The 25,728-nt window shown below is 67.4% G+C and carries 24 protein-coding genes; 11 read left to right on the forward strand and 13 right to left on the reverse strand.

Features of this window, described 5'->3' with window-relative positions; translation table 11 throughout:
- A complete protein-coding gene (locus ACFTSF_RS03460) occupies positions 1-837 on the forward strand; it encodes an ABC transporter ATP-binding protein (RefSeq protein ID WP_380152281.1) in 837 nt (278 codons plus the stop codon).
- Between the two features lie 285 nt (positions 838-1,122).
- On the opposite strand, the gene ACFTSF_RS03465 is transcribed toward ACFTSF_RS03460, so the two are convergent.
- The gene (locus tag ACFTSF_RS03465) at positions 1,123-2,580 is read right to left on the reverse strand and encodes a PLP-dependent aminotransferase family protein (protein WP_380152282.1); all 1,458 of its coding nucleotides are present in this window, start codon (positions 2,578-2,580) and stop codon (positions 1,123-1,125) included.
- A 28-nt stretch (positions 2,581-2,608) separates the two neighbouring features.
- Between ACFTSF_RS03465 and ACFTSF_RS03470 the strand changes: the two genes are divergently transcribed.
- Genes ACFTSF_RS03470 through ACFTSF_RS03480 form a run of 3 tightly spaced genes read left to right on the forward strand, consistent with a single transcriptional unit; the run spans position 2,609 to position 5,045 of the window.
- Positions 2,609-3,400: a methyltransferase gene (locus tag ACFTSF_RS03470; protein ID WP_380152283.1), complete on the forward strand. Its 792-nt coding sequence runs from the start codon at positions 2,609-2,611 to the stop codon at positions 3,398-3,400.
- Positions 3,397-3,540 (forward strand): hypothetical protein, encoded by a 144-nt coding sequence (locus tag ACFTSF_RS03475; protein WP_380152284.1) that lies wholly within the window; start codon positions 3,397-3,399, stop codon positions 3,538-3,540. Before ACFTSF_RS03470 ends, ACFTSF_RS03475 begins: the two co-directional genes overlap by 4 nt.
- Before the next feature lie 20 nt (positions 3,541-3,560).
- The gene (locus ACFTSF_RS03480) at positions 3,561-5,045 is read left to right on the forward strand and encodes a CHAD domain-containing protein (protein ID WP_380152285.1); all 1,485 of its coding nucleotides are present in this window, start codon (positions 3,561-3,563) and stop codon (positions 5,043-5,045) included.
- 117 nt (positions 5,046-5,162) lie between these two features.
- On the opposite strand, the gene ACFTSF_RS03485 is transcribed toward ACFTSF_RS03480, so the two are convergent.
- The 9 genes from ACFTSF_RS03485 to ACFTSF_RS03525 all read right to left on the reverse strand — a co-directional run bounded on the left by ACFTSF_RS03485 (position 5,163) and on the right by ACFTSF_RS03525 (position 14,221).
- Entirely contained in the window at positions 5,163-6,806 is a 1,644-nt protein-coding gene (locus tag ACFTSF_RS03485) for a cation acetate symporter (protein ID WP_380152286.1), read from the reverse strand.
- Positions 6,803-7,141, reverse strand: a complete 339-nt coding sequence (locus ACFTSF_RS03490; RefSeq protein ID WP_344153021.1) for a DUF485 domain-containing protein — start codon at positions 7,139-7,141, stop codon at positions 6,803-6,805. Before ACFTSF_RS03490 ends, ACFTSF_RS03485 begins: the two co-directional genes overlap by 4 nt.
- Before the next feature lie 190 nt (positions 7,142-7,331).
- Positions 7,332-8,870: a cation acetate symporter gene (locus ACFTSF_RS03495; protein WP_380152287.1), complete on the reverse strand. Its 1,539-nt coding sequence runs from the start codon at positions 8,868-8,870 to the stop codon at positions 7,332-7,334.
- 11 nt (positions 8,871-8,881) lie between these two features.
- Positions 8,882-9,268 (reverse strand): hypothetical protein, encoded by a 387-nt coding sequence (locus ACFTSF_RS03500; protein ID WP_380152288.1) that lies wholly within the window; start codon positions 9,266-9,268, stop codon positions 8,882-8,884.
- Position 9,269: 1 nt separating this feature from the next.
- The gene (locus ACFTSF_RS03505; protein ID WP_380152289.1) at positions 9,270-10,013 is read right to left on the reverse strand and encodes a LytR/AlgR family response regulator transcription factor; all 744 of its coding nucleotides are present in this window, start codon (positions 10,011-10,013) and stop codon (positions 9,270-9,272) included.
- A gap of 9 nt (positions 10,014-10,022) precedes the next feature.
- Positions 10,023-11,153, reverse strand: a complete 1,131-nt coding sequence (locus ACFTSF_RS03510; protein WP_344153032.1) for a histidine kinase — start codon at positions 11,151-11,153, stop codon at positions 10,023-10,025.
- A 17-nt stretch (positions 11,154-11,170) separates the two neighbouring features.
- Positions 11,171-11,908: a metallophosphoesterase family protein gene (locus ACFTSF_RS03515; RefSeq protein ID WP_380152290.1), complete on the reverse strand. Its 738-nt coding sequence runs from the start codon at positions 11,906-11,908 to the stop codon at positions 11,171-11,173.
- 14 nt (positions 11,909-11,922) lie between these two features.
- A complete protein-coding gene (locus ACFTSF_RS03520) occupies positions 11,923-13,092 on the reverse strand; it encodes a hypothetical protein (protein ID WP_380152291.1) in 1,170 nt (389 codons plus the stop codon).
- Between the two features lie 28 nt (positions 13,093-13,120).
- Entirely contained in the window at positions 13,121-14,221 is a 1,101-nt protein-coding gene (locus ACFTSF_RS03525) for a hypothetical protein (protein ID WP_380152293.1), read from the reverse strand.
- 87 nt (positions 14,222-14,308) lie between these two features.
- Here ACFTSF_RS03525 and ACFTSF_RS03530 point away from each other — a divergent pair, with 87 nt between their 5' ends.
- Complete coding sequence (locus ACFTSF_RS03530) at positions 14,309-15,733, forward strand: serine/threonine-protein kinase (protein WP_344153041.1); 1,425 nt, start codon at positions 14,309-14,311, stop codon at positions 15,731-15,733.
- Here ACFTSF_RS03530 and ACFTSF_RS03535 read toward each other — a convergent pair.
- Positions 15,730-16,662 (reverse strand): hypothetical protein, encoded by a 933-nt coding sequence (locus ACFTSF_RS03535; RefSeq protein WP_380152294.1) that lies wholly within the window; start codon positions 16,660-16,662, stop codon positions 15,730-15,732. The two genes, ACFTSF_RS03530 and ACFTSF_RS03535, sit on opposite strands and share 4 nt — an antisense overlap.
- A gap of 114 nt (positions 16,663-16,776) precedes the next feature.
- Between ACFTSF_RS03535 and ACFTSF_RS03540 the strand changes: the two genes are divergently transcribed.
- From ACFTSF_RS03540 to ACFTSF_RS03560, 5 genes are all read left to right on the forward strand, one after another.
- Positions 16,777-18,630: a hypothetical protein gene (locus ACFTSF_RS03540; RefSeq protein WP_380152295.1), complete on the forward strand. Its 1,854-nt coding sequence runs from the start codon at positions 16,777-16,779 to the stop codon at positions 18,628-18,630.
- Between the two features lie 5 nt (positions 18,631-18,635).
- A complete protein-coding gene (locus ACFTSF_RS03545) occupies positions 18,636-19,970 on the forward strand; it encodes a dipeptidase (protein ID WP_380152296.1) in 1,335 nt (444 codons plus the stop codon).
- A gap of 80 nt (positions 19,971-20,050) precedes the next feature.
- Positions 20,051-21,175, forward strand: a complete 1,125-nt coding sequence (locus ACFTSF_RS03550) for an NAD(P) transhydrogenase subunit alpha (RefSeq protein WP_344153049.1) — start codon at positions 20,051-20,053, stop codon at positions 21,173-21,175.
- Positions 21,172-21,477, forward strand: a complete 306-nt coding sequence (locus ACFTSF_RS03555) for an NAD(P) transhydrogenase subunit alpha (RefSeq protein WP_344153052.1) — start codon at positions 21,172-21,174, stop codon at positions 21,475-21,477. Before ACFTSF_RS03550 ends, ACFTSF_RS03555 begins: the two co-directional genes overlap by 4 nt.
- Positions 21,474-22,844 carry an NAD(P)(+) transhydrogenase (Re/Si-specific) subunit beta gene (locus tag ACFTSF_RS03560; RefSeq protein ID WP_344153055.1) on the forward strand — a complete coding sequence of 457 codons (1,371 nt, stop codon included), beginning with the start codon at positions 21,474-21,476 and terminating at the stop codon, positions 22,842-22,844. Before ACFTSF_RS03555 ends, ACFTSF_RS03560 begins: the two co-directional genes overlap by 4 nt.
- 611 nt (positions 22,845-23,455) lie before the next feature.
- On the opposite strand, the gene ACFTSF_RS03565 is transcribed toward ACFTSF_RS03560, so the two are convergent.
- Together ACFTSF_RS03565 and ACFTSF_RS03570 are read right to left on the reverse strand one after the other, a co-directional pair.
- Positions 23,456-24,496, reverse strand: coding sequence for a TrmB family transcriptional regulator (locus ACFTSF_RS03565; RefSeq protein WP_380152297.1), 1,041 nt, complete (start codon positions 24,494-24,496; stop codon positions 23,456-23,458).
- Complete coding sequence (locus tag ACFTSF_RS03570) at positions 24,497-25,516, reverse strand: LuxR C-terminal-related transcriptional regulator (protein ID WP_380152298.1); 1,020 nt, start codon at positions 25,514-25,516, stop codon at positions 24,497-24,499.
- 64 nt (positions 25,517-25,580) lie between these two features.
- Here ACFTSF_RS03570 and ACFTSF_RS03575 point away from each other — a divergent pair, with 64 nt between their 5' ends.
- Positions 25,581-25,724: a hypothetical protein gene (locus ACFTSF_RS03575; protein WP_380152299.1), complete on the forward strand. Its 144-nt coding sequence runs from the start codon at positions 25,581-25,583 to the stop codon at positions 25,722-25,724.
- Positions 25,725-25,728 lie beyond the last annotated feature (4 nt).

The following is a 25,728-nucleotide window of genomic DNA, read 5'->3' on the forward strand; positions in this document are numbered from 1 at the left end:
ATGACCGAACTCCGGGCAGACCAACTGACACTCGCGTACGACGGTCGTGCCGTCGTACACGAACTGTCGGTGCTGATCCCGCGGCAGCAGATCACCGTCATCGTCGGCGCCAACGCCAGCGGCAAATCCACCCTGCTCCGCGGACTCGCCCGCCTGCTCACCCCGCGCGGCGGAGCCGTCTACCTAGACGACGTCAACCTGGCCAAAGTCGGTGCCGCCCAACTGGCAACCCAGCTCGGCATGCTCCCGCAACAACCAGTCGCGCCCGAGGGCATCACCGTCTCCGACCTCGTCGGCCGCGGCCGGCATCCGCACCAACGCTGGTTCCGCCAATGGTCTCTCGAGGACGAGCAGGTGGTGAACTCAGCGCTCGCCGCGACCGGCGTCGCCGACCTCGCCGACCGCTCACTCGACGAACTGTCCGGCGGCCAACGCCAACGAGTCTGGATCGCCCTGGCCCTAGCCCAAGACGCCGACACCATGCTCCTGGACGAACCAACCACCTTCCTGGACCTGGCCCACCAACTAGAAATCCTCGACCTCGTCCAAGACCTCAACCGCCAACACCACAAGACGATCGTCCTGGTCCTCCACGACCTAAACCTCGCCGCCCGCTACGCCGACCACCTAATAGCCCTGAAGGACGGCCAAGTAGCAGCCACCGGCACCCCCACCGAAGTAATCACCCCCCAACTCGTCGCCACCATCTTCAACCTAACCGCCCAATTAGTCCCCGACCCCCTCACAAACACCCCCCTAGTAATCCCCATCCCCAGACCGACCCCAAGCAACAGCCAGCCATCCGCCCACCCACCCCCGTTCCCGTCTGGTGGGTAGACCCATCCGGTGGTGGGTTGGCCAATGGGAATCTGGTGGGCCAACCCGCCATCTCGTGGGTATACCCATCGCGGGGTGGGGGTTGATTGGACAGTGGGGGTGGGGTTTCACCGGCCTTTGGCCGGCTGCACCGAACGGTGCTCAAGGTCGCCCCGAGCAGCCCACCTTGAGCACCCGTCAACCACCTTCCGCCCGCGCGCGTGGTTGACCCGTGCCCAACGTCGTACCGGCTGATGGGGACGCAGTAGGTGGTGGGGGCCGCGGGCTACCCGAGCGGTTGGTGTGTCAGGGGAGGAGGGTGGCTAGGGTTTTGATGGCTTGGGTTAGGTCGGTGGGGGTTCTTGCGGCGTAGCCGAGGACCAGGCCGGGGGCGTGGGGGAGTTGGCAGTGCCAGGAGAGGGGGTGGACTTTGATGCCTGCGGTGAGGGCGGCGGTGGCTAGGGCCACGTCGTCGACGTGCTCGGGGAATGTGATGGTGAGGTGTAAGCCGGCGGCGGCGCCGTGGACTGTTGCGGTGGGCAAGTAGTTGGCGATGGCGGTGGCCATGGCGTCGCGGCGGGTGCGGTGGCGGCGGTGGACGTAGCGGAGTTGGCGTTCGAGGTCGCCGGAGTTCATCAGGTGGGCGAGGGTTAGTTGGGGGAGGGCGGCGTTGCCCAGGTCGGCGCGGCGTTTCAGGGCGATGAATTCGTCGCGGTACTGCGCCGGTGGGACGATCCAGCCGATGCGCAGCGCGGGGGCGAGTAGCTTGGAGACGCTGCCGGCGTAGACGACCTGTTCGGCCTGCATCGACCGCAGGGCGGGGATTGGCGGGCGGTCGTAGCGGTGTTCGGCGTCGTAGTCGTCCTCGAAGATCAGTCCACCGTCGGCGGCCCACTGCAGGAGGTCGCGTCGCCGCTCACCCTCCAGTACGACGCCTGTCGGGAAGTGGTGTGCCGGAGTCACCATCACCACCTGGGCACCCGACTTCCGCAGTACGTCGACCTGCAGCCCACCGGAGTCGACCGGGATCGGCCGGGTCCGGAGTGCCCATTCCTCCAGGTGCTGACGCGAACCGAGTGAGCTCGGGTCCTCGACCGCGATCTCGGTGATCCCGCGGGCCGCGAGGTGGTGGGTGAGGAGGGAGATGGCCTGCGCGACTCCGGCGACGATGATCACCTCGTCGGGGGCGGCGGTGATACCGCGATAGCGCGCCAGCCAGGTCGAGACGGCTGCGCGCAATTCCGGCGTACCGGACGGGTCGCCGTACCCGAAGGCGGAGGCTTCGAGGTTGCTGAGGACTGCGCGTTCGGAGCGCAGCCAGGCGGCCCGCGGGAAGGAGGCCAGATCCGGTACGCCGGGAGTCAGATCGATGCGGGCTGGTGCGGCGCGGAGTTCGTCGAAGATGTCGAGACCGGGTGCGTTGATCCGCGGCGGCCGCGATCCCGACCGGGCGCGCGGTGCGGGCGCGACAGCCGGTGCGGCGACCACGACCGTGCCTGCGCGGCCGCGGCCGCTGACCTGGCCGTCCTCGGTGAGTCGTTGGTAGGCCTCGGTGACCACGCCGCGAGAGACCTGCAGCTCGGCGGCCAGCAAGCGGCTGGCCGGGAGCCGGCTGCCGATCGCGAGCCGGCCGTCGGAGATCGCCGCCCGGAGTTGGTCGGTCAGCCAGTCGGCCAGACCGCCGACCGGCGCCTCGGCAGGGTTCAGCTGGAGGAAGTCCGCTCCAATGGTCCTGGGGAAGCCGGCTTGATTGGACCTGTCCATCGGTCCATTGTGGCGGCACCTTGGAGATATGAGAACCGATTACGTGCATGGCTACACCGCGGCGGAGACCCGCCGGCTCAGCGACCAGGCGCAGACCCTGGCCGAGCTCCTGCACGGTGGCATCGAGTTCCCGCCGGGAGCGCGGGTGCTCGAAGCCGGCTGCGGGGTCGGCGCCCAGACGCTCCAGCTGGTCACCCGGAACCCAGGCATCGACCTGGTTGCGATCGACATCTCCGAGGAGTCGCTGGCCCAGGCCAAGGAGCGGGTCGGGCCCGAAGCGCGCGTCGAGTGGCGATGCGCCGATCTTCGTGAGCTCGTGGGTGAGCAGTTCGACCACATCTTCGTCTGTTTCGTCCTCGAACACCTCAGCGATCCGACCGCCGCGCTGGTCAGCCTGCGCCAACTGCTGCGGCCCGGCGGGACCATCACGGTGATCGAGGGCGATCACCAGTCGGCGTTCTTCCACCCGCGCAGTGCGGCCGCGCAGGCAGTCATCGAGTGCCTCGTCGACCTGCAGGCGGCGGCCGGCGGCGACTCGCTCATCGGCCGCCGCGTCCAACCGCTCCTCGAAGCGGCCGGGTACGACGACGTCCGCACCGAGCCGCGGACCGTGTACGCCGATGAGACCCTGCCGCACCTGGTCGACGGTTTCACCCGGAGGACGTTCATCGCGATGGTCGAGTCGGTGCGTGAGCAAGCTCTCGCCGAAGGTCTGCTCACACCAGCCGAATGGGCCGCCGGCATCCGCGATCTGGAGCGAACCGCCGAGTCCGGCGGCACCTTCCACTACACATTCTTCAGAGGGGTAGGACGAACATGATCGGCTTCCTGACAATCGTCGTACTGACCGTGTGGGGGCTGGAGCGCAACCACCGCCGACAGATCCGGACCATCTCGGACAACGGCGTTCCCGATCGCGATCTGGAACGGCTGGTCGGCGATTTGAGGGCTGGTTCATGAACTGCTGGTAAACAAGAGGCATGCCGACCGAGCAGACTGAGATCGAGACCAAGTACGACGTCGCCGAGTCGACCCATCTTCCGGCACTGCACGAGTTACCTGGTGTCGCGAGTGTCGCGCAACCGGTCGAGCTCGATCTGGAGGCGGTGTACTTCGACACCGAGGCGCTCGACCTTGCGATCAACAAGGTGACGTTGCGACGGCGGACCGGCGGTGAGGACGACGGCTGGCACGTGAAGTTCCCGAAGTCGTCCGGTGCGCGGCTCGAGGTGCAGTACCCGCTCGGCCGGGCGGTGCGGAAGGTTCCGATCGCGGTCGTCCGCACGGTCCGGGTGCACGTCCGCGACCACGAGCTGATCCCGGTCGTCACGCTGCAGACCCGCCGCGTGGTCCACCGCCTGCTCGACGCGAACGGCGACGTACTGGCTGAGCTGGCCGATGACCGCGTCACGGCGACGACCGGTGATGGCGAACCGGACAGCTGGCGTGAGTGGGAGGTCGAGCTGGTCGGCGGCGACCTAAAGCTCTTGGAGGCGGCCGAGACGGTACTGCGTTCTGCGGGTGCCGAGCCGGCCGCCGGGCCGAGCAAGCTGGCGCGGGCGCTCGGTGATCGGCTGCAGCCCGGCGACCAATGGGAGCTCCCCGCCAAGCCGCGGACGGCCGACGTGTTCCGGGCGTACGCCGCCGAGCAGGTGCAGGCGATTCGTCAGCGGGATCCCGAGGTACGACGGGATGCGCCGGAGGGGATCCACAAGTTCCGGGTCGCGACCCGGCGACTGCGGTCGGCCCTGGCGACGTTCCGTCCGGTCATCGACCGCGAGGTCGGGGACGAGATCCGGGCCGAGCTGAAGTGGCTGGCCGGTGAGCTCGGGGTTGCCCGGGATGCCGAGGTCCAGCGCGCGCACTTCGCTGCCGAGGTCGGCGAGCAGCCGGTCGAGCTGGTGATGGGCCGGGTCGCCGCGCGGATCGACGATCACCTGCGCGGGGTCTACAAGGAGGGCCGGGCGGGTGCGCTGGCCGCGCTGGAGAGCGAGCGGTACTTCCGGCTGCTGGACACGCTCGACCAGTTGGTCGCCGAGCCGCCGCTGACCGGTGACAACCGGAAGGCCGCCAAGCAGCTCCCCGAGTTGCTGCAGCACGACCGCAAGCGGATGAGCAAGGCGGTGCGCCGGGCGCAGAAGGCCGAGACCTCCGAGGAGCAGGACCACGAACTCCACGAGGTGCGCAAGGCCGCGAAACGACTCCGGTACGCCGGAGAGGCCGTCGTACCGGTGTTGGGTGCGGAAGGCAGCACGCTGGCCACGCGGGCCGAGGAGGTGCAGGAGATTCTCGGCGACTTCCAGGACTCGGTGGTGTCGCGCGAGCTGCTGCGGGAGCTCGCCGTACAGGTGCATCTCGAGGGTGGGAACGCGTTCACCTTCGGTCGCCTGCACGCGTTGGAGGAAGCCCGCGGGAAGGCCTCCATCGAGGCGTTCCTCGAAGTGTGGCCTTCGTTGAAGTTCTAGATAGACACAGCAGAAGGTCCCGGTTCAGGGAATACCGGGACCTTCTGGAGGCGGAACTTTGGGGCTGCCAGGCAGGTCCGCCGAACTTCGCAGGGCCTGCCTGACAGGTCTTGGGGGTTAGTGCACCGTCGCCTTCTCGGCGCCCGCGCCGGTCAGCGAGCGGACCTCCATCTCGGCGAACTTGTCGACGTCGACCTGCTCCTTGCTGGTCAGCGTGCCGATGATGCCGAGCACGAAGGCCAGCGGGATCGAGACGATGCCGGGGTTGTCCAGCGGGAACCAGTGGAAGTCGATCCCGGTGTCGGTGATCATCGACAGGCTCGCGCCGGTCTTCTTGTCCACCTTGCCGGAGACGACCGGGCTGAAGACGATCAGGAAGATCGCCGAACCCAGACCGCCGTAGATGCTCCAGAGTGCGCCGCGGGTGTTGAAGCGCCGCCAGAACAGCGAGTACAGGATGGTCGGCAGGTTCGCGCTGGCCGCCACCGCGAAGGCGAGGGCCACCAGGAACGCGATGTTCTGGCCGTTGGCGAAGATACCGCCGACGATCGCGACCGCGCCGATCACCAGCACGGTGATTCGGGCGACCTTGACCTCGCCGTCGCCGCTGACCTGACCCTTCTTGATCACCTGGCCGTAGATGTCGTGCGCGAAGGACGCGCTCGCGGTGATCGTCAGCCCGGCCACCACGGCCAGGATGGTGGCGAAGGCGACCGCCGAGATGACACCCAGCAGGATCTCGCCGCCGAGCTCGTAGGCGAGTAGCGGAGCCGCCGAGTTCGCCTTGCCCGGAGCTGCCCGGATCGCGTCCGGTCCGACCAGCGCCGCGGCGCCGTACCCGAGCACCAGGGTGAACAGGTAGAAGATGCCGATGATCCAGATCGCCCAGCTGACACTGCGCCGGGCCTCGCGAGAGTTCGGCACCGTGTAGAAGCGCATCAGGACGTGCGGCAGACCCGCCGTACCGAGAACCAGTGCCAGGCCGAGCGAGATGAAGTCGAGCTTGCTGATCCCCGTTGCGCCGTACTGCAGACCCGGGCTGAGGAGCTTCTCCCCGACCGCCGGGCTCTTGTCGACTGCGGCGCCCAGCAGGCCGGACAGGTTGAAGGCGTACTTCGCCAGCACCCACAGCGTCATGATGCCGGCGCCGAGCACCAGCAGGACGGCCTTGACGATCTGCACCCAGGTGGTGCCCTTCATGCCGCCGACCAGCACGTAGGTGATCATGATGATGCCGACGACCGCGATCACGACGCTCTGCCCGGCGCGGTCGGAGATGCCCAGCAGCAGGGCCACCAGACCGCCGGCGCCGGCCATCTGGGCCAGCAGGTAGAAGAAGCAGACACCCAGCGTCGAGATGGCCGCAGCCATCCGGACCGGACGCTGCTTGAGCCGGAAGGACAGTACGTCGGCCATCGTGAACCTGCCGGTGTTCCGCAGCAGCTCCGCGACCAGCAGCAGTGCCACCAGCCAGGCCACCAGGAAGCCGATCGAGTACAGGAAGCCGTCGTAGCCGTTCAGTGCGATGGCGCCGGCGATGCCGAGGAACGACGCGGCCGACAGGTAGTCACCGGCGATCGCGATGCCGTTCTGCGGGCCGGTGAAGGAGCGGCCGCCGGCGTAGAAGTCGGCCGCGCTCCGGTTGTTGCGGGAGGCCCGGATCACGATCGCCAGGGTGGCCACCACGAACAGCGCGAAGATCGCGATGTTGACCTTGGGGTCCCCGACGGTTGCCTGCGGCAACAGCAGTGGCGCGCTCATACGGTCTCTCCCTCGATCTGGTCACGCAGGTGCTTGGCGTCCGGGTCGAACTTCTTGTCGGCCCAGTTGACGTAGAGCAACGTGATCGCGAAGGTGGAGACGAACTGGCCGAGGCCGAACAGCAGGCCGACGGTGATGTTGCCGCCGATCTTGGTGGACATGAATCCCGGCGCGTAGTCGGCGAGCAGGACGTAGACGAAGTACCAGACCAGGAACAGCCCGGTCATCGGGAACACGAAGCGGCGGAACCGGCGGCGCAGTTCGGAGAAGTCCGGTGACAGCTGGACATCTCGGTACGTCGTCGGTTCCGGGTCGCCCGGCCGAATATCACTCATGCGCGGGACCTCCAGACAGGGGATAGGCCGGGCGGAACCGGCACGTTGTGCTGACCCGTACTGTGGTTCAGCTCACGCCCGCCCGACAGCACCCACACGCATCGAGCGCTCAGCGGGCCAGCCCGGGCGACCGGCGGGTGCACCTCCTGCGCCGAACGGTCGATCCCTCACGACCAGCGGTGGACCGGGCTCAGGGCAGTGGCGTGGGATCGCGGTCGACGTTGACGGCTTCGGGGGTGTGCAGGCGGACCATGCTGCGGGCGGCGCCGGCGGGGATCGTGTGCGGGGTCAGCTTGGAGACCACGATGACGGTGAGGAAGGCCAGCGGCATGGTCCAGGCGGCCGGCTGGACGACCAGGGCGCGCGGCCAGCCGCCGGTGGGTGCGCCGATCACGTTGACCAGAGCGGCCGCGCTGGCTGCGACTCCACCGACGACGAGACCGGCTGCTGCGCCGGTGGTCGACATGCGGCGCCACCAGATGCCGAGGACCAGCATCGGGCAGAAGGTCGACGCTGCGACCGCGAACGCGAGTCCCACGGTGTCCGCCAGGCTCAGCGCGCCGGTGAGACGGAAGGCGACGTACGGGACTGTCATGGCCAGCAGTGCCGCGATGCGGAAGCTGTTGACGGCCAGGTAGTCCCCACCGGTCAGACGAGTCAGTCTGGTTCGCAGCAGGTCCTGGTCGATCACTCCCGCGATTGCGACGGTCAGTCCGGATGACGTGGACAGGAACGCGGCGAAGGCTCCGGCTGCAACCAGCGCTCCGAGCAGGTCTCCCGCCGTACCGGGGAAAATGCGGCTGGGCAGTTCCAGTACGACGGTGTCCGCCGCACCTGAGACCAGGTCTGGTGCGAACGAGCGGCCGAGGATCGCGTACATCGGCGGGAACAGGTAGAAGAGACCGAGCAGTGCCAAGACGACAACCGTCGTACGGCGGGCCGCGCGGCCGTCCGGGTTTGTGTAGAACCGGACCAGTACGTGGGGCAGGCCCATGGTGCCGAAACACAAGGCCAGTAAGAGCGAATAGGTCGAATAGAGCGGGTGGTCGCGGCCACCGGCTGTGGAGAGTGGCTCGGCCCATTCGGACGCAGCGCCCTGCAGTGACTGGAGTACGCCGATCTGGTGGTCGCCGGAGCGCCAGGCGATCAGGATGACGAAGATCGGTGTCGCCAGTGCGGTGAGTTTGAGCCAGTACTGGAACGCCTGCACGAACGTGATCGAGCGCATGCCACCTGCGGCCACGTTGATCACCACGATGACCGCTACGACGGCCGCGCCGACGTCTGGCGGCGCACCGGTGACGGTCTGGAACGTCAGACCGGCACCGCGCAGTTGTGGCAGTAGATAGAGCGTGCCGATGCCGACGACGAGGCCGGAGCAGATGCGGCGCACCATGGCTGACTGGAAGCGGGTCTCGGCGAAGTCGGGCAGTGTGTAGGCGCCAGAGCGACGGAGTGGTGCAGCGACGAGGACGAGCAGCATCAGATAGCCGACGGTGTAGCCCACTGAGAACCACAACATGTCGGCGCCGTTCACCAGCACCAGACCGGCGACTCCGAGGAACGATGCGGCACTCAGGTACTCGCCGCTGATGGCAGAGGCGTTCCAGCGTGGAGTGACCGCGCGACTGGCGACGTAGAAGTCACTGGTGGTCCGAGAGATCCGCAGCCCGAACAGACCGATCCCGATCGTTGCCACGATCACCAGTCCGATGCCGGTGAGGCTCATCGCGGACGACATCACTGCCGCCCGACGAACTCGGTGAACTCGGTCTCGATGCGTTCGGCGTTGCGGACGTAGATGCGGGCGGCGACGTACACGACCGGGTAGACGACGATGCCGAGGATCACCCAGGGGAGGGGGAGACCGAAGATCGCGAAGGTGCGAGTGGGCGGGACCAGCCAGAACAGCAAGGGGATGCTGCCGAGGACCAGAGCAGTGCTGCCGATCACTGCGAGCGTGAGGCGGAGCTGGGACTGGATCAGCGAGTTCATGTAGACCTCACCGAGCCGCGTCTGCTCATCGATCTCCCGCGTACCGGTCGGAGTGGCCGGCCGACGGGCCGCACTGGTCCGCGGACTCGTCACTCGGACGCGGCGGGGACCCTGCGGTGTGTTGGTGCTCATGTCACGGGCGCAAGGAGGTGGAGCGGACCAGGAGGTCGCGGAGCTCACGCGTGTGCCGCCGGCTGACCGGAAGCCAGTCATCACCGACCCGTACGGCGCAGCGCCCGCTCTCGACGCGCATCTCGTCCACATGCGCGAGAGCGACGAGAGTACTGCGGTGGATCCGGGTGAAGCCTGCGTCGCGCCAGCGCTCCTCCAGCGTGCTGAGCGGGATGCGGACCAGGTGTGAGTTCTGACCGGTGTGCAGTCGGGCGTAGTCGCCCTGGGCCTCGACATACCGGACCGACGAGCGTTGCACGAACCGCGTCACCCCGGCGAGCTCCACCGGGATCACCTCGTCGCCATCGTCAGCAGGTTGCGGTCCCGCCGGTGCACCGGCCGTGACGACGCGTCGGACCGCTTCGGCCAGCCGCTCGGCGCGGACCGGCTTCATCACGTAGTCCGTGGCCTCCAGCTCGAACGCCTGGACCGCATGCTCGTCGTACGCGGTGACGAAGACGATCTGCGGACGGCTGGCGAACTTCGACAGCACCCGGGCCAGGTCGATCCCGTCCAGGCCGGGCATCTTGATATCGCAGAACACCACGTCCAGGTCGGCCGCCTGCAGGATCTTGAGCGCCTCGGGGCCGTTGGAGGCCGTCCGGATCTCACCGATCCGCTCGTCGCGCCGGAGCAGGTACACCAGCTCGTTGAGCGCCGGCTCCTCGTCATCTGCGACCAGCGCCCGCAGTGGTATCTCCGCCATAGCCTCACCCTAGGGGGAGGCATGCACTCCTGAGGAGTATTTGGGAATCCGGAAGGTCACCTTCGTGCCCGCGTCGACCTGCGTCTCGACGACCAGGCCGTAGGCGTCGCCGTACACCTGGCGGAGGCGGGCGTCCACGTTGCCGAGGCCGATCGAGTCGCTGGCGGACTCACCGGCCAGGACTGCGCGGATCACCTCGGGGTCGCTGCCGGCGCCGTCGTCCTCGACGCTGATCTCCGCCTCGTTGATCTGGTCCCGGGCGCGGATGGTGATCCGGCCGACGCCGGTGGTGCCCTCCAGGCCGTGGCGTACGGCGTTCTCCACCAGCGGCTGGACGACCAGGAACGGTACGACGACGGGGAGCACCTCAGGGGCGATCTGCAGCGAGACGGTCAGCCGCTCACCGAAGCGGGCCTGCTCGAGAACCAGATAGCGCTCCACGTTGCGCAGCTCATCGGCGAGCGTGGTGAATTCGCCGCCACGACGCAGTGCGTAGCGGGAGAAGTCAGCGAACTCCAGCAGCAGCTCACGCGCGCGCTCGGGGTCTGTGCGCACGAACGACGCTATGGCTGCCAGAGCGTTGTAAATGAAGTGCGGGCTGATCTGAGCGCGCAGTGCGCGCAGCTCGGCCTCCATGGCTCGGGTGCGCTCCTTGTTGAGCTCTGCGAGCTCCACCTGACCGGACACCCAGCGGGCGACCTCTTCGGTTGCCCTGACCAGCGCTGCCGACGACCGCTCGCTGTAGGCGACCAGTACGGCGACCACGCGCTCCTCAATCACGATCGGCGCGACCGACGCCGTACGGATCGGGCACTGCGGGTCTCCGCAGGCAACGTCGTGTACGCCGAGTACTGCGGTCCGGCCGGTGCGGAGAGTCGGGCCGGCCAGGGTGCGGGCGTCCCGACGGTGGTTGCTCTCATACGCGCCGCCGACCCCGTCCCACGCCAGTACGCCGGAAGAGTCGCAGATCGCGATGGCCGCCGTACCGAGGAGGTCTCTGAGGTGGCGGCTCGCTTTGCCGGCCGCAGCGGGTGTCAGGCCTTCGCGCAGGTGCGGACTGGCCAACGAGGCGGTATGCAGAGTCGCATACGTCGCCTTGTCAGCCGGGGTGCCGAAATGCTTCCGCCGCCGCGCGAACACCCCACGACCGTAGCCGCTCAACCCTCAGCCCGGGCCCTGAACGCGTCGAGTGCCTCCGTGTCGGAGTAGTTCGTCAGCAGGAACTCATCGACCCACTGCTGCCGCCCGGGGTACGACGACGTCTGCACGATCTGGCTGGCCGCCTTCGCCGGGTCCAGGGCCGACCGCCGCAGCTGAACCCCCTCCGGCGTGACCAGCGCCCAGCTGGGACCCGGGGCGCCGTACGGCATGCCCACACTGCCGGCGTTGACCACGGTCCGCCGGTCCACCTGCCGTACGAACGGCATGTGCGTGTGCCCGCACACCACAGTCCTGATGCTGTCCGGCACTCCACCCAGTACGTCGACCCACCTGCTGATCGGGCTGTCCACCAGCACGACCTCCTCGTCGTCCCGAGGTGTCGCATGGCAAACCAGTACGTCCCCGAACGTCACCGTGGTCGGCAAGTTGTCCAGCCACTCCACCTGCGCTGCCGTCAGCTCCCCAGCGGCCCAAGGGCTCACCGGATCCGGCGCCTCCCCAGTGAACGTGCCCCGAGCCATCGCCACCGCCTCGCGGTCCGCGTTCCCCCGGACCCAAACCACCCGGTCACCCATGGCCTTGAGCCGATCGAACACCTCCCGAGGCTGTGGCCCACTCACCACATCCCCCGCGACTACGACGGTGTGCGCCGCCCGCACGTCCTTCTCCGCCAGCACCGCCTCCAACGCCGGCATCACTCCATGGACATCCGCAAGCACCGCAAGCCGAGTCATACAGCCAGTGTCGTCTACGACCCAATAACGAGAGGCGTGTCGGTGCCGATCGGGGTGGCGCGCTCGCAGGCACCGGTGGTGATGGTGCAGCGAATGATGGCGGTCTTGATCTTCTCGGTCTGGCCGACGGCGCTTGCGTAGGCAACGACAAGGACGTGCTGGTCGTCTTCGGCTGCCATCTCCTGGAAGCAGCCCTTCCACTTGTGCAGGGTCTTGCCGGAGTTCGCCTCGAAGGCTGCCGAGATGCCGGAGCAGAAGCCCTCGGCGTTGTCCTCGTCGCCATAGGCCGTGGCGCCGTTCGGGGTGAAGCCGCGGACCTGGAACTCGCAGGTGCGGAAGAACTGGGTGCCGCTGGGAACCTGGACGACGTTCGAGCAGGTGCCGTCGTCGTTGCGGACCGGCATGGCTGCGGCTGTGTTGCCGTTGGCGGACACTGCGGTCGGTGAGATGACGGCCTTGATCAGCTCGGCCTTCGCTGCACTCGGCACCCAGGAGTAGAGCTTCCAGGGGCCGGTCTCCTTGTCACTCGCGCGGTAGTACACCTTCCCGTCGGTGTAGGCGAGGACCTGGACCTCCCAGCTGTTCGGCAGCTTCAGCGACTGCACCGAGTCGCCTGACTCCGCGTAGACCGTGCCGCCCTTGGTGGTGACGCCGAGGCTGCTGAGCCGGGAAGCGGCGTACGCGGCACCGGTCTGGTCGGACGTCGTGACCAGGGACGACACATCCGGCGTACGGCGGACTGTGTCGCCGGACGAGAGTTTCAGTAGTTCGGTGCCGTCTCCATCCGGCTCGTACATGACGACCGCCAGGACGGTTCCTTGCAACTGGCCGACCGAGAGTACGGAGCCCTTGCCGGGAATGGTCGCTACAGTCTTCGAGCCGCTGCGCACGTCTCGACCGATCAGGTAGGGCACCTGGGGCGCGCGGCCGTCCGAGAGCTTGTTGACGTTCACTGTGCTCTCGGTGCCAGTGGTCAGCGGTGGCTTGCTCGGGACGTTGCTCAGCGTCGGCGCAGGTGGCGTGGTCGAGGGTGTCGGGGTCGGGCTTGGCGTGCTGGTCAGGGGAGCGACGTCAGCTTTGGCGGTCTGTGGGCCCTGGCGGTAGGCGAGGGTGGCGCCGATGGCGACCGCTGCTACGGCGACCGAAGCCACCACAGCGATCAGGCGGCCGTTGTTGTTCCGCATCGGCGGGACTCCTTACAGGTGTTCGCTCTCATGAACCGAGGAGCAGAGGTTCCGGGGACAGCGGGCTGGCCAGCTCGCACTGGCCGGTGCTGACGGTGCAGCGGACGACAGCGGAGCGGGACTCCGGTCCGGCCTGGTTGTGCCACTCGAAGAGGACGTGGTCGTCGTCCTCCGGTACGGCGTTCCGCAGCGACTCGGCCAGCCAGGTGCGGAGGACCTTGCCGGTCTTGGCGTCCAGGGCGCTGGCCGTGCTCTCGCCGTACGGCGAACCGGCGTTGGGCGCGTAGCCGATGACGAATGCGTTGCGGGGGCTGAAGTTGTCCAGGCGGTACTGGCACGTCCGCCACTGCTGGCGGTTCTTGGCGAGGTCGGTGACCACCGAGCACAGCCCGCTGTCGGTGAAGACCGGCAGACCGGCGGCCAGCGTGCCGTCCGGCGACACTGCTACCGGGCGCGCGACCTTGAGGGGTTCTGCCACGGTCGATGCGTCGACGTCCCAGCGGTACAGGTTCGGTGTCTTGCTGTCTTCCGGACGGCTACTGAGGTAAACCGATCGGTCCACGACTGCCAGAACCTCGATCTCGCGAGCCCTCGCGTGGTCCAGGGTGAGGTCCTTGCCGTCGGTGGACCGGAAGTGCACCGTCCCACCGTCGTGGCCGGTGTACCGCCCGCCGGTGGCGAAGGCGGCCGCGTTCCCGTCCGCGCTGGTCACTAGCGAGTCGATCCCGGGCAGTCGCTGGGTGACCTTGCCGGCCTCGTCGAGCACCACCAGGCTGCTGCTGTTCGCGTTCGGGACCTCCATGGCCATGGTGGTGTCCCACAGTCGTGCAACCGCTTCGACAGGTACCGAGCCGGGCACCTTCACCGGGCTGCTGATGCCGCCCTGCACGGTCCGGCCGCGCAGGTACGAAACCTGGGGCGTCCGGCCGGTCGGCAGCTTGGTGGCGTCGATGACGACCTTGCTGGCGGGCAGTGTCACGGGCGGGATCGTCGGCACGCTCAGGGGTGCGGCGGCCGCCCCGGTCTGGCTCTCCGGACCGCGCGCAGCAGCCAGCATGCCGCCGCCTGCTACCGCGACGACAGCCACTGCGGCCACCGCGATCACCAGCGGCCGGTTCCGGTTCGACACCTGCTCCATCCTCGCTGAGACGCACCAAGTCGCCGTTTTGTTCGCACCGGCGAGCGAGTCGCAGGAACGATCGAGCATAATGCGTGCATGGACCAGCCTCAGCGGATCGGCCGGTACGCCCTGGTCCGCCGGGTCGGTGCCGGTGGTTTCGCGACCGTTTGGCTGGCCAAGGACGAGCAGTTGGACGCCGATGTGGCGGTCAAGATCCTCTCCGACCTCTGGACCGACGACGAGGATGTCCGCCGCCGCTTCCTGGCCGAGGGCCGGTTTCTGCGCAAGGTCGACTCGCTGTACGTCGTCGGTGCGCACGACGTCGGGGAGACCGACGACGGCCGCCCGTACCTGGTCATCACCTACGCCGACCTCGGGACCCTGGCCGACAAGATCAAGGCCGGCCCGCTGGAGATCGGCGACGCGGTCCGCATCATCACCGAGGTGGGCAAGGGCCTCAAGCACCTGCACAGCCGCGGCGTCCTGCACCGCGATGTTAAGCCGGCCAACGTGCTGTTCCGCAGCATCGCCGGCGGCGACCGCGCCATGCTCGGCGACCTCGGTCTCGGTAAAGCGGTTCAGGACGTCTCGCAGCTGACGATGCCCGGCGGCACCCCGGCGTACGTCGCCCCGGAGCAGGTGCTCGGTGATCGCCTCGACCACCGTGCAGACCTCTACTCGCTCGGTGCGGTCGCGTACGCCGCTTTCACCGGTCAAGCACCACATGGGGTGAACAGCCTCGGCGCGGTGATGCAGATCGACAAGCCACCGCCCTCGATGACCACGCTGCGCAAGGAGATCCCCGACGCGATCGACGTCGTCGTACGGCGAGCACTTGAGCCCAACCGGGACCTGCGGTGGCAGGACCTGGACAGCTTCCTCAACGCACTCCGCGAAGCGCATGTGACCGGCAAGATCCCCGCAGGTCTGATTCCTGCGCGTGACGTAGCTCCCGCGACCCCCGTCGCCGGTGGCGTCGACCAGGAGACCGCACTGTCCAGTGCGAACCAGCTGACCCAGTCGCCGCCCAAGCGGTCCGGCCGAGGTCGCGTGATTGCCGGACTGCTCGCCGTACTGCTGGCTGCTGGTGGTGGGTACGGCGGCTACCAGTTCGTCCTGTCACGTCCGGTGAAGGTGGAGTCCGGCAGGCTGTCGGTCGAGGTACCGCGTGCCTGGTCGCAGAAGGCGGAGGACACCGCCGCACAACGCCTGCTCGTCGCCACTAGTACAGCGACCTGGCAGACGGACCCGCGCGTCGAAGGCGTCTACATGGAGATCCGCCAAGCCGGAAAGCTCCCGACGACCACCACGCCGCCGCCTGGCTGCCAGCCGGCGACACCGGACGGCGGCCAGGTCGGCGACCAGGCGTTGGCGACCTTTCGCTACACCTGCGGTAGCGGACCATCGGTCATCGAGCAGTACCGGCAGCTGAATGCGACCACCCAGCTCCGGATCCAGGTCCGCGACGACAACCCCAACGGCCGCGAGACCATCGTGAACTCGGCCCGCTACCAGCCTTAAGGCACCAGTGAGGTCAGCGACGAGATCGAGGCCTTGTGCAGCCGCGGGATCACGTTGAGCGTGTTCGGGTCCGAGCCATACAGGTGTGACGCCGATTCGTAGACCAGGTAGGCAGTGCCGTTGTACTCGGTGATGCCCTCGGTCATGCTCGGCGCCCGGAAGCAACTGAGCGCTGCGGCATCCAGGTCCTTCTGGCCACGCTTCACGACGTACAGGTTGCTGCGGTTGGACCGCCCGTACGACGTGCTGTAGATGAAGTGGTTCGCGGTGACTGTCAGCCCCTGTGTCTTGGTGGGGATCTCCCAGGCGCCGGACAGCGTGGTGAGCGTGCCGTCGTCAGCGATCTTGTACTCGTACATAGCGCCGCGACCGGTCTCGTTGAACGAGCCGGCGAACAGTGAGTCGCCATAGGTGCCGATGAACGACGCCGCGGCCACGTCCCGCGCCGTACCGACCTGAGTCAGGTACGGCGTTCCTGCGGCCTTCATCGCATCACGCAACGCGGTGAGGCTGTACTTCCGAATGCTCGACCCCGCACCCGAAACGAACGCCCACCCCTTGCTGACCGCAATCCCACCCACATGCGACTCAGCCACCGCCACCACACCCACAGTGGAACCAGTAGCCGGGTCGATGCCATAGATCTGCGAGTCAGCACCTTCGCGGTACGACGCGACCAGCAGCAGGTTCTTGCCGCTACCGTCCCAGTTGTACCAAGTCCCAGCACCCTGAGGCGTGTGCGTACTCAGGTTAGGAATGCTCGCACTGTTGCTGAACCGAGCGTCGTACTTCTTGGACGCAGAAGGCCCGTCATAGAACGTCGAGCCACCAGTAGTAGCGGTGTCACACGTGATCGCAGCCTGCGCCGGCAGCGCGACCGTCAGAGCGGTAGCGGTGAGGAGGAAAGCAGTCATCAGGGGGCGGGACATGTCGTTGTCCTGTTCTCTAAAGTCACAGTCTCGATGGGGGCGGAAAGTTACAGCTTCCCCACCCTATGGCGACAACCACCCACGGTGAACCCTTCGCGTGTCTAGGGTCCGGGCGTGCTCAGACCCCTGCTCGCCATCACGTTGCTGACCGGACTGCTCGCCGTACCGGGCCAAGCGCAGGCTGCCGCGCCCACGTCGCAGTGCGCGGGCGCGAAGGTCGGTCCGGCCGTGGAGGTCGTGTCTGACGCGACCCGGAAGGGCCTAGGCCTCAAAGGCTGGGCGGACACCGCATACGGCGTACTGCCGGCTGGGAACGGGAAGTACGACTTCCTGGCGGTGGCTGCACTGGCTGGTGGGACTGGGTTCAACCAGAGCATTGCGGTCACCCGGGGCACGTTGAGCAACCCAGTGGGCGATGGTGTGCAGAAGCTCGCGCCGTTGATCGGACTGCCTGCGGGTTATGACTATGGCGGTGGTGGGCCGGTCTACCGCGACCCGGCGACCGGGGTCGTGCTGCAGATGCTGCATCTGGAGCAGGGGTTCTCGGATGGCTTTTACTCGACGCTACATCTCGGGAAGTACGACCCGGTGAGCAAGCGGACGACGTACCTGGGCCCGCTGGCCACTCCGCGGGCGACCAAGGAGCAGATCCAGGCCCTGCACGGCTCGGCCGACATGGGCACTCCGGCCTTCACTGTGCGGGACGGGTACCTGTACGTCCACTTCCCCGACTACTACGTCAACGCGGGAGGCGGCTGGGCCAGTACGGCGCTCTCGGTCGCGCGGGCGCCGTTGGCCGACGTACTGAGCGCTGCGGCCGCTGGTCGGGTTGTGGGGTGGCAGAAGTACCTCGACGGCGGTTGGGACTCTCCGGCGGTCGGTGGCATGTCGACCGACGTACGGCCGGGAGAGCGTGGCGCGTGGCATCCGAACGTCGTACGGACTGCACGTGGTGGTTCGCTACTGGTTCAAGGCATTTCGTCTACCGAGTTCGTTCTGTCGGACTCTGCGGACGGAGCGCTGTCGTGGTCGGCCGCGGTGCCGCTGTTCAACGACCCGGACAAGTTCAACGCCTATCCGACCGTCGTCGGCACCGGAGTAGATCCGTCGGTCGTAGGCGACGAGTTCTACGTCTACTACCTGCAGTGGAACGGCGTACAGCCGAACTGGGACAACGCCCACATGATGCGCCGGCTCGTCACGTGCACTGAGGGCCGCGACCTCGGCACAGTCCCGCTCGTCCGCAACGACAACGGCAACCGCCATCGCGTGACCACCGAACCGGTGACCGACCGCGGCTACTACCCGACGCGTACATGGATGCTGGAGGCCGGCCAGAAGCCAGGGACCTTCCCGGTGTTCAGCTGTCGGGGCGGCGCGCGCGACGACTTCGTGTCGGTCACGGCGAACTGCGAAGGCACGAGCTTCTTGCAGACACTCGGCTGGATGTACGGCTCGCCCCCGGCTGCGCCGTCCGTTGCGCTGTACCGCTGCACCGTGCCCGGCCTCGACGACCACTACCTCTCGGCCGAGTCCGGATGCGAGAACCCGACGGCGACCAACGAGGGACGGCTCGGCTACGCGCTCAGTACGACGAGGGTCGCGCTCTCGCGGTTCGACAGCTCCTCCGAGCGCTGGGTGACCAGTGGGGCCGTGCCAGCGAGCTATGGCGTGGTGAAGCGGTGGTTCATCGAGGGAAGCGAGCAGCCGGGCACCACCGCGCTCTATGGCTGTTCCTATGGGACTCCGAAGGGCACCAACCACTTCATCTCCAGTGACGTCAACTGTGAGGGGCTGACGCGACTGCGGACCGAGGGCTGGATCTACTCGAGTAGGACCGCCGCAGCGACGGCACCGCTCTACCGGTGCTACCACCCGGCCGACTACGACCACTTCCTGGGGGACGAGCGCTGTGACGGAGTCGTAGGTGCTCAGCGTGAGGGGCTGATGGGTTACGCCGTACCGTAGGCCCCATGACCGATCTGTCTGCGGCGATCGACCGCGTTCTGCCCAGTGTCCGTGCCGACCTCGAGGACCTCATCCGGATCCCTTCGGTCAGCTACGAAGCCGCCCGCGCGGGCGATGTCCAACGGTCCGCTGAGGCGACCGCTGCGTTGTTCGAGGCGGAGGGGTTCGCGGTTCAGATCGTGCGGGCCGGTGAGGGTGCGCCCGCGGTGATCGCGAAGAAGCCGGCGCCGGCCGGGAAGCCGACGGTGCTGTTGTATGCACACCACGACGTGCAGCCGACCGGTCCGGTCGACCAGTGGACGTCTGACCCGTTTGAGCCGACTGAGCGGGGTGACCGGCTCTACGGTCGCGGGGCGGCTGACGACAAGGCCGGGATTGCTGCGCACCTGGCCGCCGTACGGGCCTTTGGCAACGACCTGCCGGTGGGTGTGACGGTGTTCGTCGAGGGTGAGGAGGAGATCGGCTCTCCGACTCTGCTGCAGCTTCTGGATGAGTACTCCGCCGACTTGGCCGCCGATGCGATCGTGATCGCCGACTCCGGCAACTGGGATGTCGGCCACCCCGCACTGACCGTGTCGCTGCGCGGACTGGTCGAGTCGTACGTCGAGGTGCGGACACTCGACCACGCTGTGCACTCTGGGTTGTTCGGTGGACCGATTCCGGATGCGTTGTCAGCGCTGTGCCGGCTGCTCGCCACGCTGCACGACGACAAGGGTGATGTCGCGGTCGACGGTCTGCACGCGTCGCGTGCGGCTGACGTGGTGTACCCGGAGGACCGGTTGCGGGCCGAGTCGAGTGTTCTGGACTCGGTGCGGCTGACCGGGTCGGGTTCGCTGGTCGACCGGCTGTGGACGCGCCCGGCGATCGCCGTACTGGGTATTGACGCACCTGCCGTGGCTGAGGCCAGCAACACGCTGGTGCCGGTCGCACGGGCCAAGGTCAGCCTGCGGGTTGCGCCCGGTGACGATGCGTTCAAGGCCAGTGCTGCGCTCAAGGAGCACTTGGAGAGCAACGCACCGTGGGGCGCGCAGGTGACTGTCACCGAGGGTGAGGTCGGCCAGCCGTGCAGCATCAACGCACGCGGTGGCGGCTACGAAGCGGCCCGGTCGGCGTTCCAGACCGCGTGGGGTGTCGAGCCGATCGACATGGGCATGGGCGGATCGATCCCGTTCATCGCCGAGTTCCAGCGGGTTTTCCCAGCCGCCGCCATCCTGGTGACCGGCGTCGAGGACCCGGACACCCGCGCGCACGGCGTCGACGAAGGCCTGCATTTGGCGGAGTTCCGCAAGGTCTGCCTGGCCGAAGCGCTGCTCCTGCAGAACCTCGCAGACAACGCGTAAGGCCCTTACAGGACACAACCTGACCACGAGGTCGGGGCCAGGGTTTCCGACAACGCTCGGTTTGGCATAGGTTTCGGCGAGTGAAGATCGCAGTGGTACGGGAGACCAGGCCGGCCGAGCGCCGGGTCGCATTGGTGCCGGAACAAGTCGCGAAACTGATCGAGCTCGGGTACGAGGTTGCGGTCGAGCCGGCCGCCGGAGAGCGCGCGCTCTACTCCGACGACCAGTACCGCGACGCCGGTGCCGAGGTGGCCTGGGGTGCCGACCACGCGGCGACCATCGTGGCATCGGTGCAGCCGCTGGAGCGCGAACGCCTGCAGCGGCTCCACGCCGGTACGGCGTTGCTGTCGTTCCTGCCGACGAATCCGCCGGACATCATCCGCTCGGCGGCCAGGGCCAAGCTGACCGCGTTCGCGATGGAACTGGTGCCGCGAATCTCCCGGGCCCAGTCGATGGACGCGCTGTCCTCGCAGGCCCTGGTGGCCGGCTACCGGGCCGCGATCGTCGCCGCCGAACGGCTCCCGCGGTTCTTCCCGCTGAACATGACCGCGGCCGGCACGGTTCCGCCGGCCCAGGTCCTCGTCCTCGGCGCCGGGGTCGCCGGTCTCCAGGCCATCGCGACCGCGAAGCGCCTCGGTGGCGTCGTCAAGGCGTACGACGTCCGCACCGCGGCCGCCGAGGAGATCGCCTCGATGGGCGCGCAGCCGATCACGCTCGAACTCGGCACCCTCGACGGGCCCGGTGGTTACGCCCGCGAGATGACCGCCGAGCGGGCGCAACTCCAGCGCGAGCTGCTGACGCCGTACGTCGCCGCTGCGGATGCCCTGATCACGACCGCCGCCGTACCGGGGCGAACCGCGCCGATGCTGGTGTCGCGTGCCATGGTCGAGCAGATGAAGCCCGGCTCCGTCGTCGTCGACCTCGCCTCCGAGCAGGGCGGCAATGTCGAAGGATCGGTCGCCGGTACTGAGCTGACGATCGGCAACGCGCTGGTCTGGGGCGGCGCGAACGTGCCAAGCCAGATGGCCGGCCCGGCCAGCCGCCTGTACGGGCAGAACATCGCCAACCTGATCCGGCTGATGACCCGCAACGCGGCCTTCGACCCCGACTTCGACGACGAGATCGTCCGCGGCTGCTGCGTCACCCACGACGGCGCCGTACTGCACGAGCCCACCCGCGAACTCCTGAACGGACCGCAGGCATGACCGAATCCATTGCTCTGCTGACGATCTTCGTGCTCGCCGCGTTCGTCGGCGTCGAGGTGATCAGCAAGGTCTCCTCGACCCTGCACACGCCGCTGATGTCCGGGGCGAACGCGATCCACGGCGTCATCCTGGTCGGCGCCATCATCGTCACCGGCCAGGCCGAGTCCACCATCGTGGTGATCGTCGGCCTGCTGGCCGTCGTCCTCGCGACCGTCAACATGGTCGGCGGGTTCGTCGTCACCGACCGGATGCTCGAGATGTTCAAGCCCCCGGCCGCCCGCAAGAAGGAGCTTGGCAAGTGATCCCGACCTGGGCCCAGATCGGGTACCTGATCGCCGCAGTCTGCTTCATCGTCGCACTCAAGGCGCTGTCGTCGCCGAAGTCGGCCCGGACCGGCAACCTGCTCGGTGCGGCCGGCGCCGTACTGGCCGTCATCATCACCTTCGTCGCCTACAAGCCCGACCACCTGGCCCCGATCCTGGTCGCCCTCGCGATCGGAACCATCGGCGGTGTCGCCGGTTCGCGCCGCGTCCAGATGACCCACATGCCGCAGCTCGTTGCCCTGTTCAACGGCGTCGGCGGCGGCGCGGCCGCACTGGTCGCGCTGATGGAGCTCGGCGAGGTCCCGGACGGCGCCACCGTCGCCGCGATCGCGACCGCGTTCACCATCCTGGTCGGCGCGATCAGCTTCTCCGGCTCGATCGTCACGTTCGCGAAGCTCCAGGAACTGATGACGACCCGGCCGGTGACCTTCCCCGGTCTGCCGGTGCTGTTCATCGCCTCGATCCTCGGCAGCCTGGTGCTGGCCGGGTTCCTGGTCTCCGACCCGCGCGTCTGGGTCGGCATCCTGCTCTGCCTGATCGGTCTCGCGGTCGGCGTGATGCTGGTGCTGCCGGTCGGTGGTGCCGACGTACCGATCGTCATCTCGCTCCTGAACGCCTTCACCGGCCTGACCGTCGCGGCCGGCGGCTACGTCCTCGGGAACACCCTGCTGCTGGTCGCAGGCACCCTGGTCGGCGCGGCCGGTACGTTGTTGACCAAGCTGATGGCCGACGCGATGGGCCGCTCGGTCTTCAACATCCTCTTCGGTGCCGTGAAGGGTGGGTCGACCCTCGGCGGCGGTGAAGCGTCCGAGCGGCCGGTGATCTCCGGTGGCGCCGAGGATGTCGCGATCCTGCTCGGCTACGCCAACAAGGTCATCATCGTCCCCGGCTACGGCCTCGCCGTCGCCCAGGCCCAGCACACCCTGCGCGAACTCGTCGAAGAACTCCAGGGCCGCGGCGTCAAGGTCGACTACGCCATCCACCCCGTCGCCGGCCGGATGCCCGGCCACATGAACGTCCTGCTCGCCGAAGCCCAGGTCCCCTACGACCAGCTCCGCGAAATGGAAGACATCAACAGCGACTTCAAGTCGACGGACGTCGTCCTGGTCGTCGGCGCGAACGACGTGGTCAACCCCGCCGCCCGCACCACCCCTTCGGCCCCCATCTACGGCATGCCCATCCTGAACGCCGACGAGGCCCAGCGCGTCATCTTCCTCAAACGCTCCATGCGCCCCGGCTTCGCCGGCATCGAGAACGAACTCCTCTACGACCCCAGAACCACGTTGTTGTTCGGCGACGCCAAGGACTCTCTCACCAAACTCCTAGCCGCCCTCAAAAACATCTAGCCCACTCCGACCAACGGCTGCCGCCCCCGCGGCAGCCGTTTCGTCATGTAGCCCGCCCGAATTGAACGGGCGCCGCCTCAACCGCGAACCCTCCCCGGTAGCGACCACTGGGCGGTCCCAGGCCACCAGTGGTGGCGGCGGGGGTCGGCGCGTACCTGAGTGGGGGGCAGATGTGGTGGGTTGGGACAGGAAACGAGGGCTGGAGACAGGGAATGACCTGTCCGAGGGCCCCGGCGCCTGTCTCAGGCCACGGATGCTGACCGCCGCGTCCAGGGGGTGGTGGGGGTGTGTCGGGTGTGTGCGTGTTGGGTCGTCGGCAATCGGTTGCTGGGGATAATCTCCGCACGGCCGGTACGACGGGGTGCAGTTCATGAGGTGGTTGTGTAGACCACGGGGGCCGGTCGTGGCGGGCGTTTCGTCAGGAATGCACGAATTCGTGCAGCTATTGGTCCAGACCGGCTCGTTGACGCTGTTGGCCGCTCCCGGCCAACGTCCCACCCCGGCCACCAGGATTCATTGCTGCCGATTTCCCCGGCCTGTTTAACTTCTGCCGTCAGCAACTGCCGCTGCACCCCCCCGGCGTGACATCTCCCGCTGCCCGCCCACACCTGTCAGGAGCTCCGCCTTGGCCTGCCCGCACAACAATTCGCCCCACCCCCGAGCCTGGGACTGGGGCTAATCCACCCACCCCCGCTGAGCCGCCCGAACCCCCAGTTCGAACCGCCCCGAAGCCCCCACCTGCTCACTGAGTTTGGCCGCCATTCTGCGAACCGTTCGCATAGAGACGCCAAGCTTCCGAGCCACCTGCTCATCGGTAGCCCCTGCACCAACAGGCGCAGCAGCTCCGCCTCCTGCCCACTGAGCTCGCTCGCCTCAGGCCGTCGCTCGAACGACCGATCGGCGTACCGCCAGTAGTGCTCGTACATCTCGATGGCCATCCGTACGACGGCCTTGCTGTGGTGCACCACAGCGCCTGCGTCGTAGTCGTCCGGATCTAGGTTCATCACCGCGGACTCGCCATCGAAGATGACAAGCTTGAACGGTATCGAGGGGACGAATCTAACCTTCCCGCCCATTTCCTGCATGTAGGCAAGGTAATCCCGTGCGCCCCTGAGTTTGAGCTGGGATTCCTCGAGGAGGTAACGGCATTCGACTCCGCGTTCCAGGATGTGTTTGTCGGGAAAATTTTCGGTCGGAGCGATCAGGGGCGACTTCGACTTGTTCAGACCCCACATCGATACTGTGGGGTGAAAATGCTGCATGCGCAGATTGGCTTTGTCGACACCGTCGAGAATTTCGACATCGGGCACCGCGTTCTGGGTCACGAACTTGTTGTAATCGGCGATGAATTCGCTGGCGCGGAGTCGATCGGAATCCAACTCCTGGGTGAGATCGCCGATCATCGACTGCCGTTGGGCAGCGAGGCGCGCAAGCGTCAGGGAGGGATCTACTGCGTACTCGTCGTCGCCCCAGCGGAACGCGAGGAAACCCATATCCCGCAGGCGTTCGAGCCGTGCTTCCACCTCGTCTTCAGGCAGCTTTAGTTCGGTGAAGAGCAGCGCACGGTTCGCCTTGTTGGCGAGCTCCGGCTTCTGTAGGAGTAGTCGGTAGAGGTCGAGGCTGTCCTGTGACAGCCCCAGCGACTCGAACACTCAGACCCAGCCGCGCTTCGCGGCCGCCACCCCGAGTTCGAAGCGGCTGGCAGCGTCGAGGCGCTCGGACAGGTTGGCGGTGATGCGGCGAGCGGTCCGCAGCGAGATGCCCAGCAGACGTGCCACCTGCTCGTCCTTAGCCCCGCCCGCCAGCAGCCGCAGTACTTCGGCCTCGTGCGGCGTCAGCGGGGATTCGTTGTCGCGGTCGTCCGGGGCGAAGAGTTCGGAGGCGCGCGCCCAGTAGGCGTCGAACAAGGCGATCGCGATGTTGACCACTGCCGGACTGCGATGGATGACTGCGCCGGCGGCGTGGTTCTCGGGATCCATCGGCATGACGGCGATTTCATGGTCGAAGATCAGGAGCCGCATCGGCAGCGTTGGGGTGGCCCGGACCTCGCCGCCGAGGCGGTGGATGGACGCGGCGTACTCATTGGCGCCCTTCGACTCCATCATGTTCTGCAGGTAGATGGCGCGCATCTTGATGCCGCGCTCCAGCAGTGGCGCGTCCGGTGACTTCTCCACGGGCCGAATCACGTCGTCGACGTGCGCCGGGGTCAGCGCCCAGAACGAGTGCCGGACCTTCAGGGCCAGTTCGTCGATCCGACGAGAAGCGTTGGCCCTGCCTTTGATCACCTCGACATCGCCGCTGCTGCGAGCCGTCAAGAGCTCGTTGTACTGCTCGGCGACGACCTCGGCGTTCGCTTCGGCCTCGCGGAGGAGTCCCAACTCCGCATTGAGTTGAACCCGGCGCCGCTCGGCGAGATTGGCGAGACCCACTCGAGGGTGAACGGCGTGTTCGCCATCGGGATTCGCCCAGGTGGGGACGAGGAGATCGAGTTTGCGCAGCTTGTTCATCAGCTCATGTACATCGTTAACCGAACGATCTACTAGCGCGGCAATCTGTTCCGGCGTACTGTCCGGCTGACTGAGGAGGGCGTGATAGACCGCAAAGGTGGCTTCATCCACACCCAGCGGATCGAGCACGAAAAACCTCCTTGTGAACCTGTCGGAACCGACCATATACAGAGAGCGTCGATATGAGGCACTCAATGTGTGTTCCGGGATTATTTCGGAGGGACGAGTTGTGATCAAGAAGATGCTGTCAGTGATCGGCCTCGCCATCGTGCTGACGGGGGTTGCTGCAGGTACGGCGAATGCCGGTGACCCGCCGGATACGACGCACTGCTCGCCCAGTTCGGCCTCGGCCTGCTGGGGCTGGCCGAAGTAACGCG

Origin of the sequence: Kribbella sp. NPDC056951 (assembly GCF_042674205.1) — a bacterium.
Classification (GTDB): domain Bacteria; phylum Actinomycetota; class Actinomycetes; order Propionibacteriales; family Kribbellaceae; genus Kribbella; species Kribbella yunnanensis.

What these genes read in the sequence shown, in the direction of transcription:
- ACFTSF_RS03460 (WP_380152281.1), top strand. Translation starts at nt 1, where the DNA reads ATGACCGAACTCCGGGCAGACCAACTGACACTCGCGTACGACGGTCGT.
- ACFTSF_RS03465 (WP_380152282.1), bottom strand. Translation starts at nt 2,580, where the DNA reads ATGGACAGGTCCAATCAAGCCGGCTTCCCCAGGACCATTGGAGCGGAC.
- ACFTSF_RS03470 (WP_380152283.1), top strand. Translation starts at nt 2,609, where the DNA reads ATGAGAACCGATTACGTGCATGGCTACACCGCGGCGGAGACCCGCCGG.
- ACFTSF_RS03475 (WP_380152284.1), top strand. Translation starts at nt 3,397, where the DNA reads ATGATCGGCTTCCTGACAATCGTCGTACTGACCGTGTGGGGGCTGGAG.
- ACFTSF_RS03480 (WP_380152285.1), top strand. Translation starts at nt 3,561, where the DNA reads ATGCCGACCGAGCAGACTGAGATCGAGACCAAGTACGACGTCGCCGAG.
- ACFTSF_RS03485 (WP_380152286.1), bottom strand. Translation starts at nt 6,806, where the DNA reads ATGAGCGCGCCACTGCTGTTGCCGCAGGCAACCGTCGGGGACCCCAAG.
- ACFTSF_RS03490 (WP_344153021.1), bottom strand. Translation starts at nt 7,141, where the DNA reads ATGAGTGATATTCGGCCGGGCGACCCGGAACCGACGACGTACCGAGAT.
- ACFTSF_RS03495 (WP_380152287.1), bottom strand. Translation starts at nt 8,870, where the DNA reads ATGAGCCTCACCGGCATCGGACTGGTGATCGTGGCAACGATCGGGATC.
- ACFTSF_RS03500 (WP_380152288.1), bottom strand. Translation starts at nt 9,268, where the DNA reads ATGAGCACCAACACACCGCAGGGTCCCCGCCGCGTCCGAGTGACGAGT.
- ACFTSF_RS03505 (WP_380152289.1), bottom strand. Translation starts at nt 10,013, where the DNA reads ATGGCGGAGATACCACTGCGGGCGCTGGTCGCAGATGACGAGGAGCCG.
- ACFTSF_RS03515 (WP_380152290.1), bottom strand. Translation starts at nt 11,908, where the DNA reads ATGACTCGGCTTGCGGTGCTTGCGGATGTCCATGGAGTGATGCCGGCG.
- ACFTSF_RS03520 (WP_380152291.1), bottom strand. Translation starts at nt 13,092, where the DNA reads ATGCGGAACAACAACGGCCGCCTGATCGCTGTGGTGGCTTCGGTCGCC.
- ACFTSF_RS03530 (WP_344153041.1), top strand. Translation starts at nt 14,309, where the DNA reads ATGGACCAGCCTCAGCGGATCGGCCGGTACGCCCTGGTCCGCCGGGTC.
- ACFTSF_RS03535 (WP_380152294.1), bottom strand. Translation starts at nt 16,662, where the DNA reads ATGTCCCGCCCCCTGATGACTGCTTTCCTCCTCACCGCTACCGCTCTG.
- ACFTSF_RS03545 (WP_380152296.1), top strand. Translation starts at nt 18,636, where the DNA reads ATGACCGATCTGTCTGCGGCGATCGACCGCGTTCTGCCCAGTGTCCGT.
- ACFTSF_RS03555 (WP_344153052.1), top strand. Translation starts at nt 21,172, where the DNA reads ATGACCGAATCCATTGCTCTGCTGACGATCTTCGTGCTCGCCGCGTTC.
- ACFTSF_RS03570 (WP_380152298.1), bottom strand. Translation starts at nt 25,516, where the DNA reads ATGGTCGGTTCCGACAGGTTCACAAGGAGGTTTTTCGTGCTCGATCCG.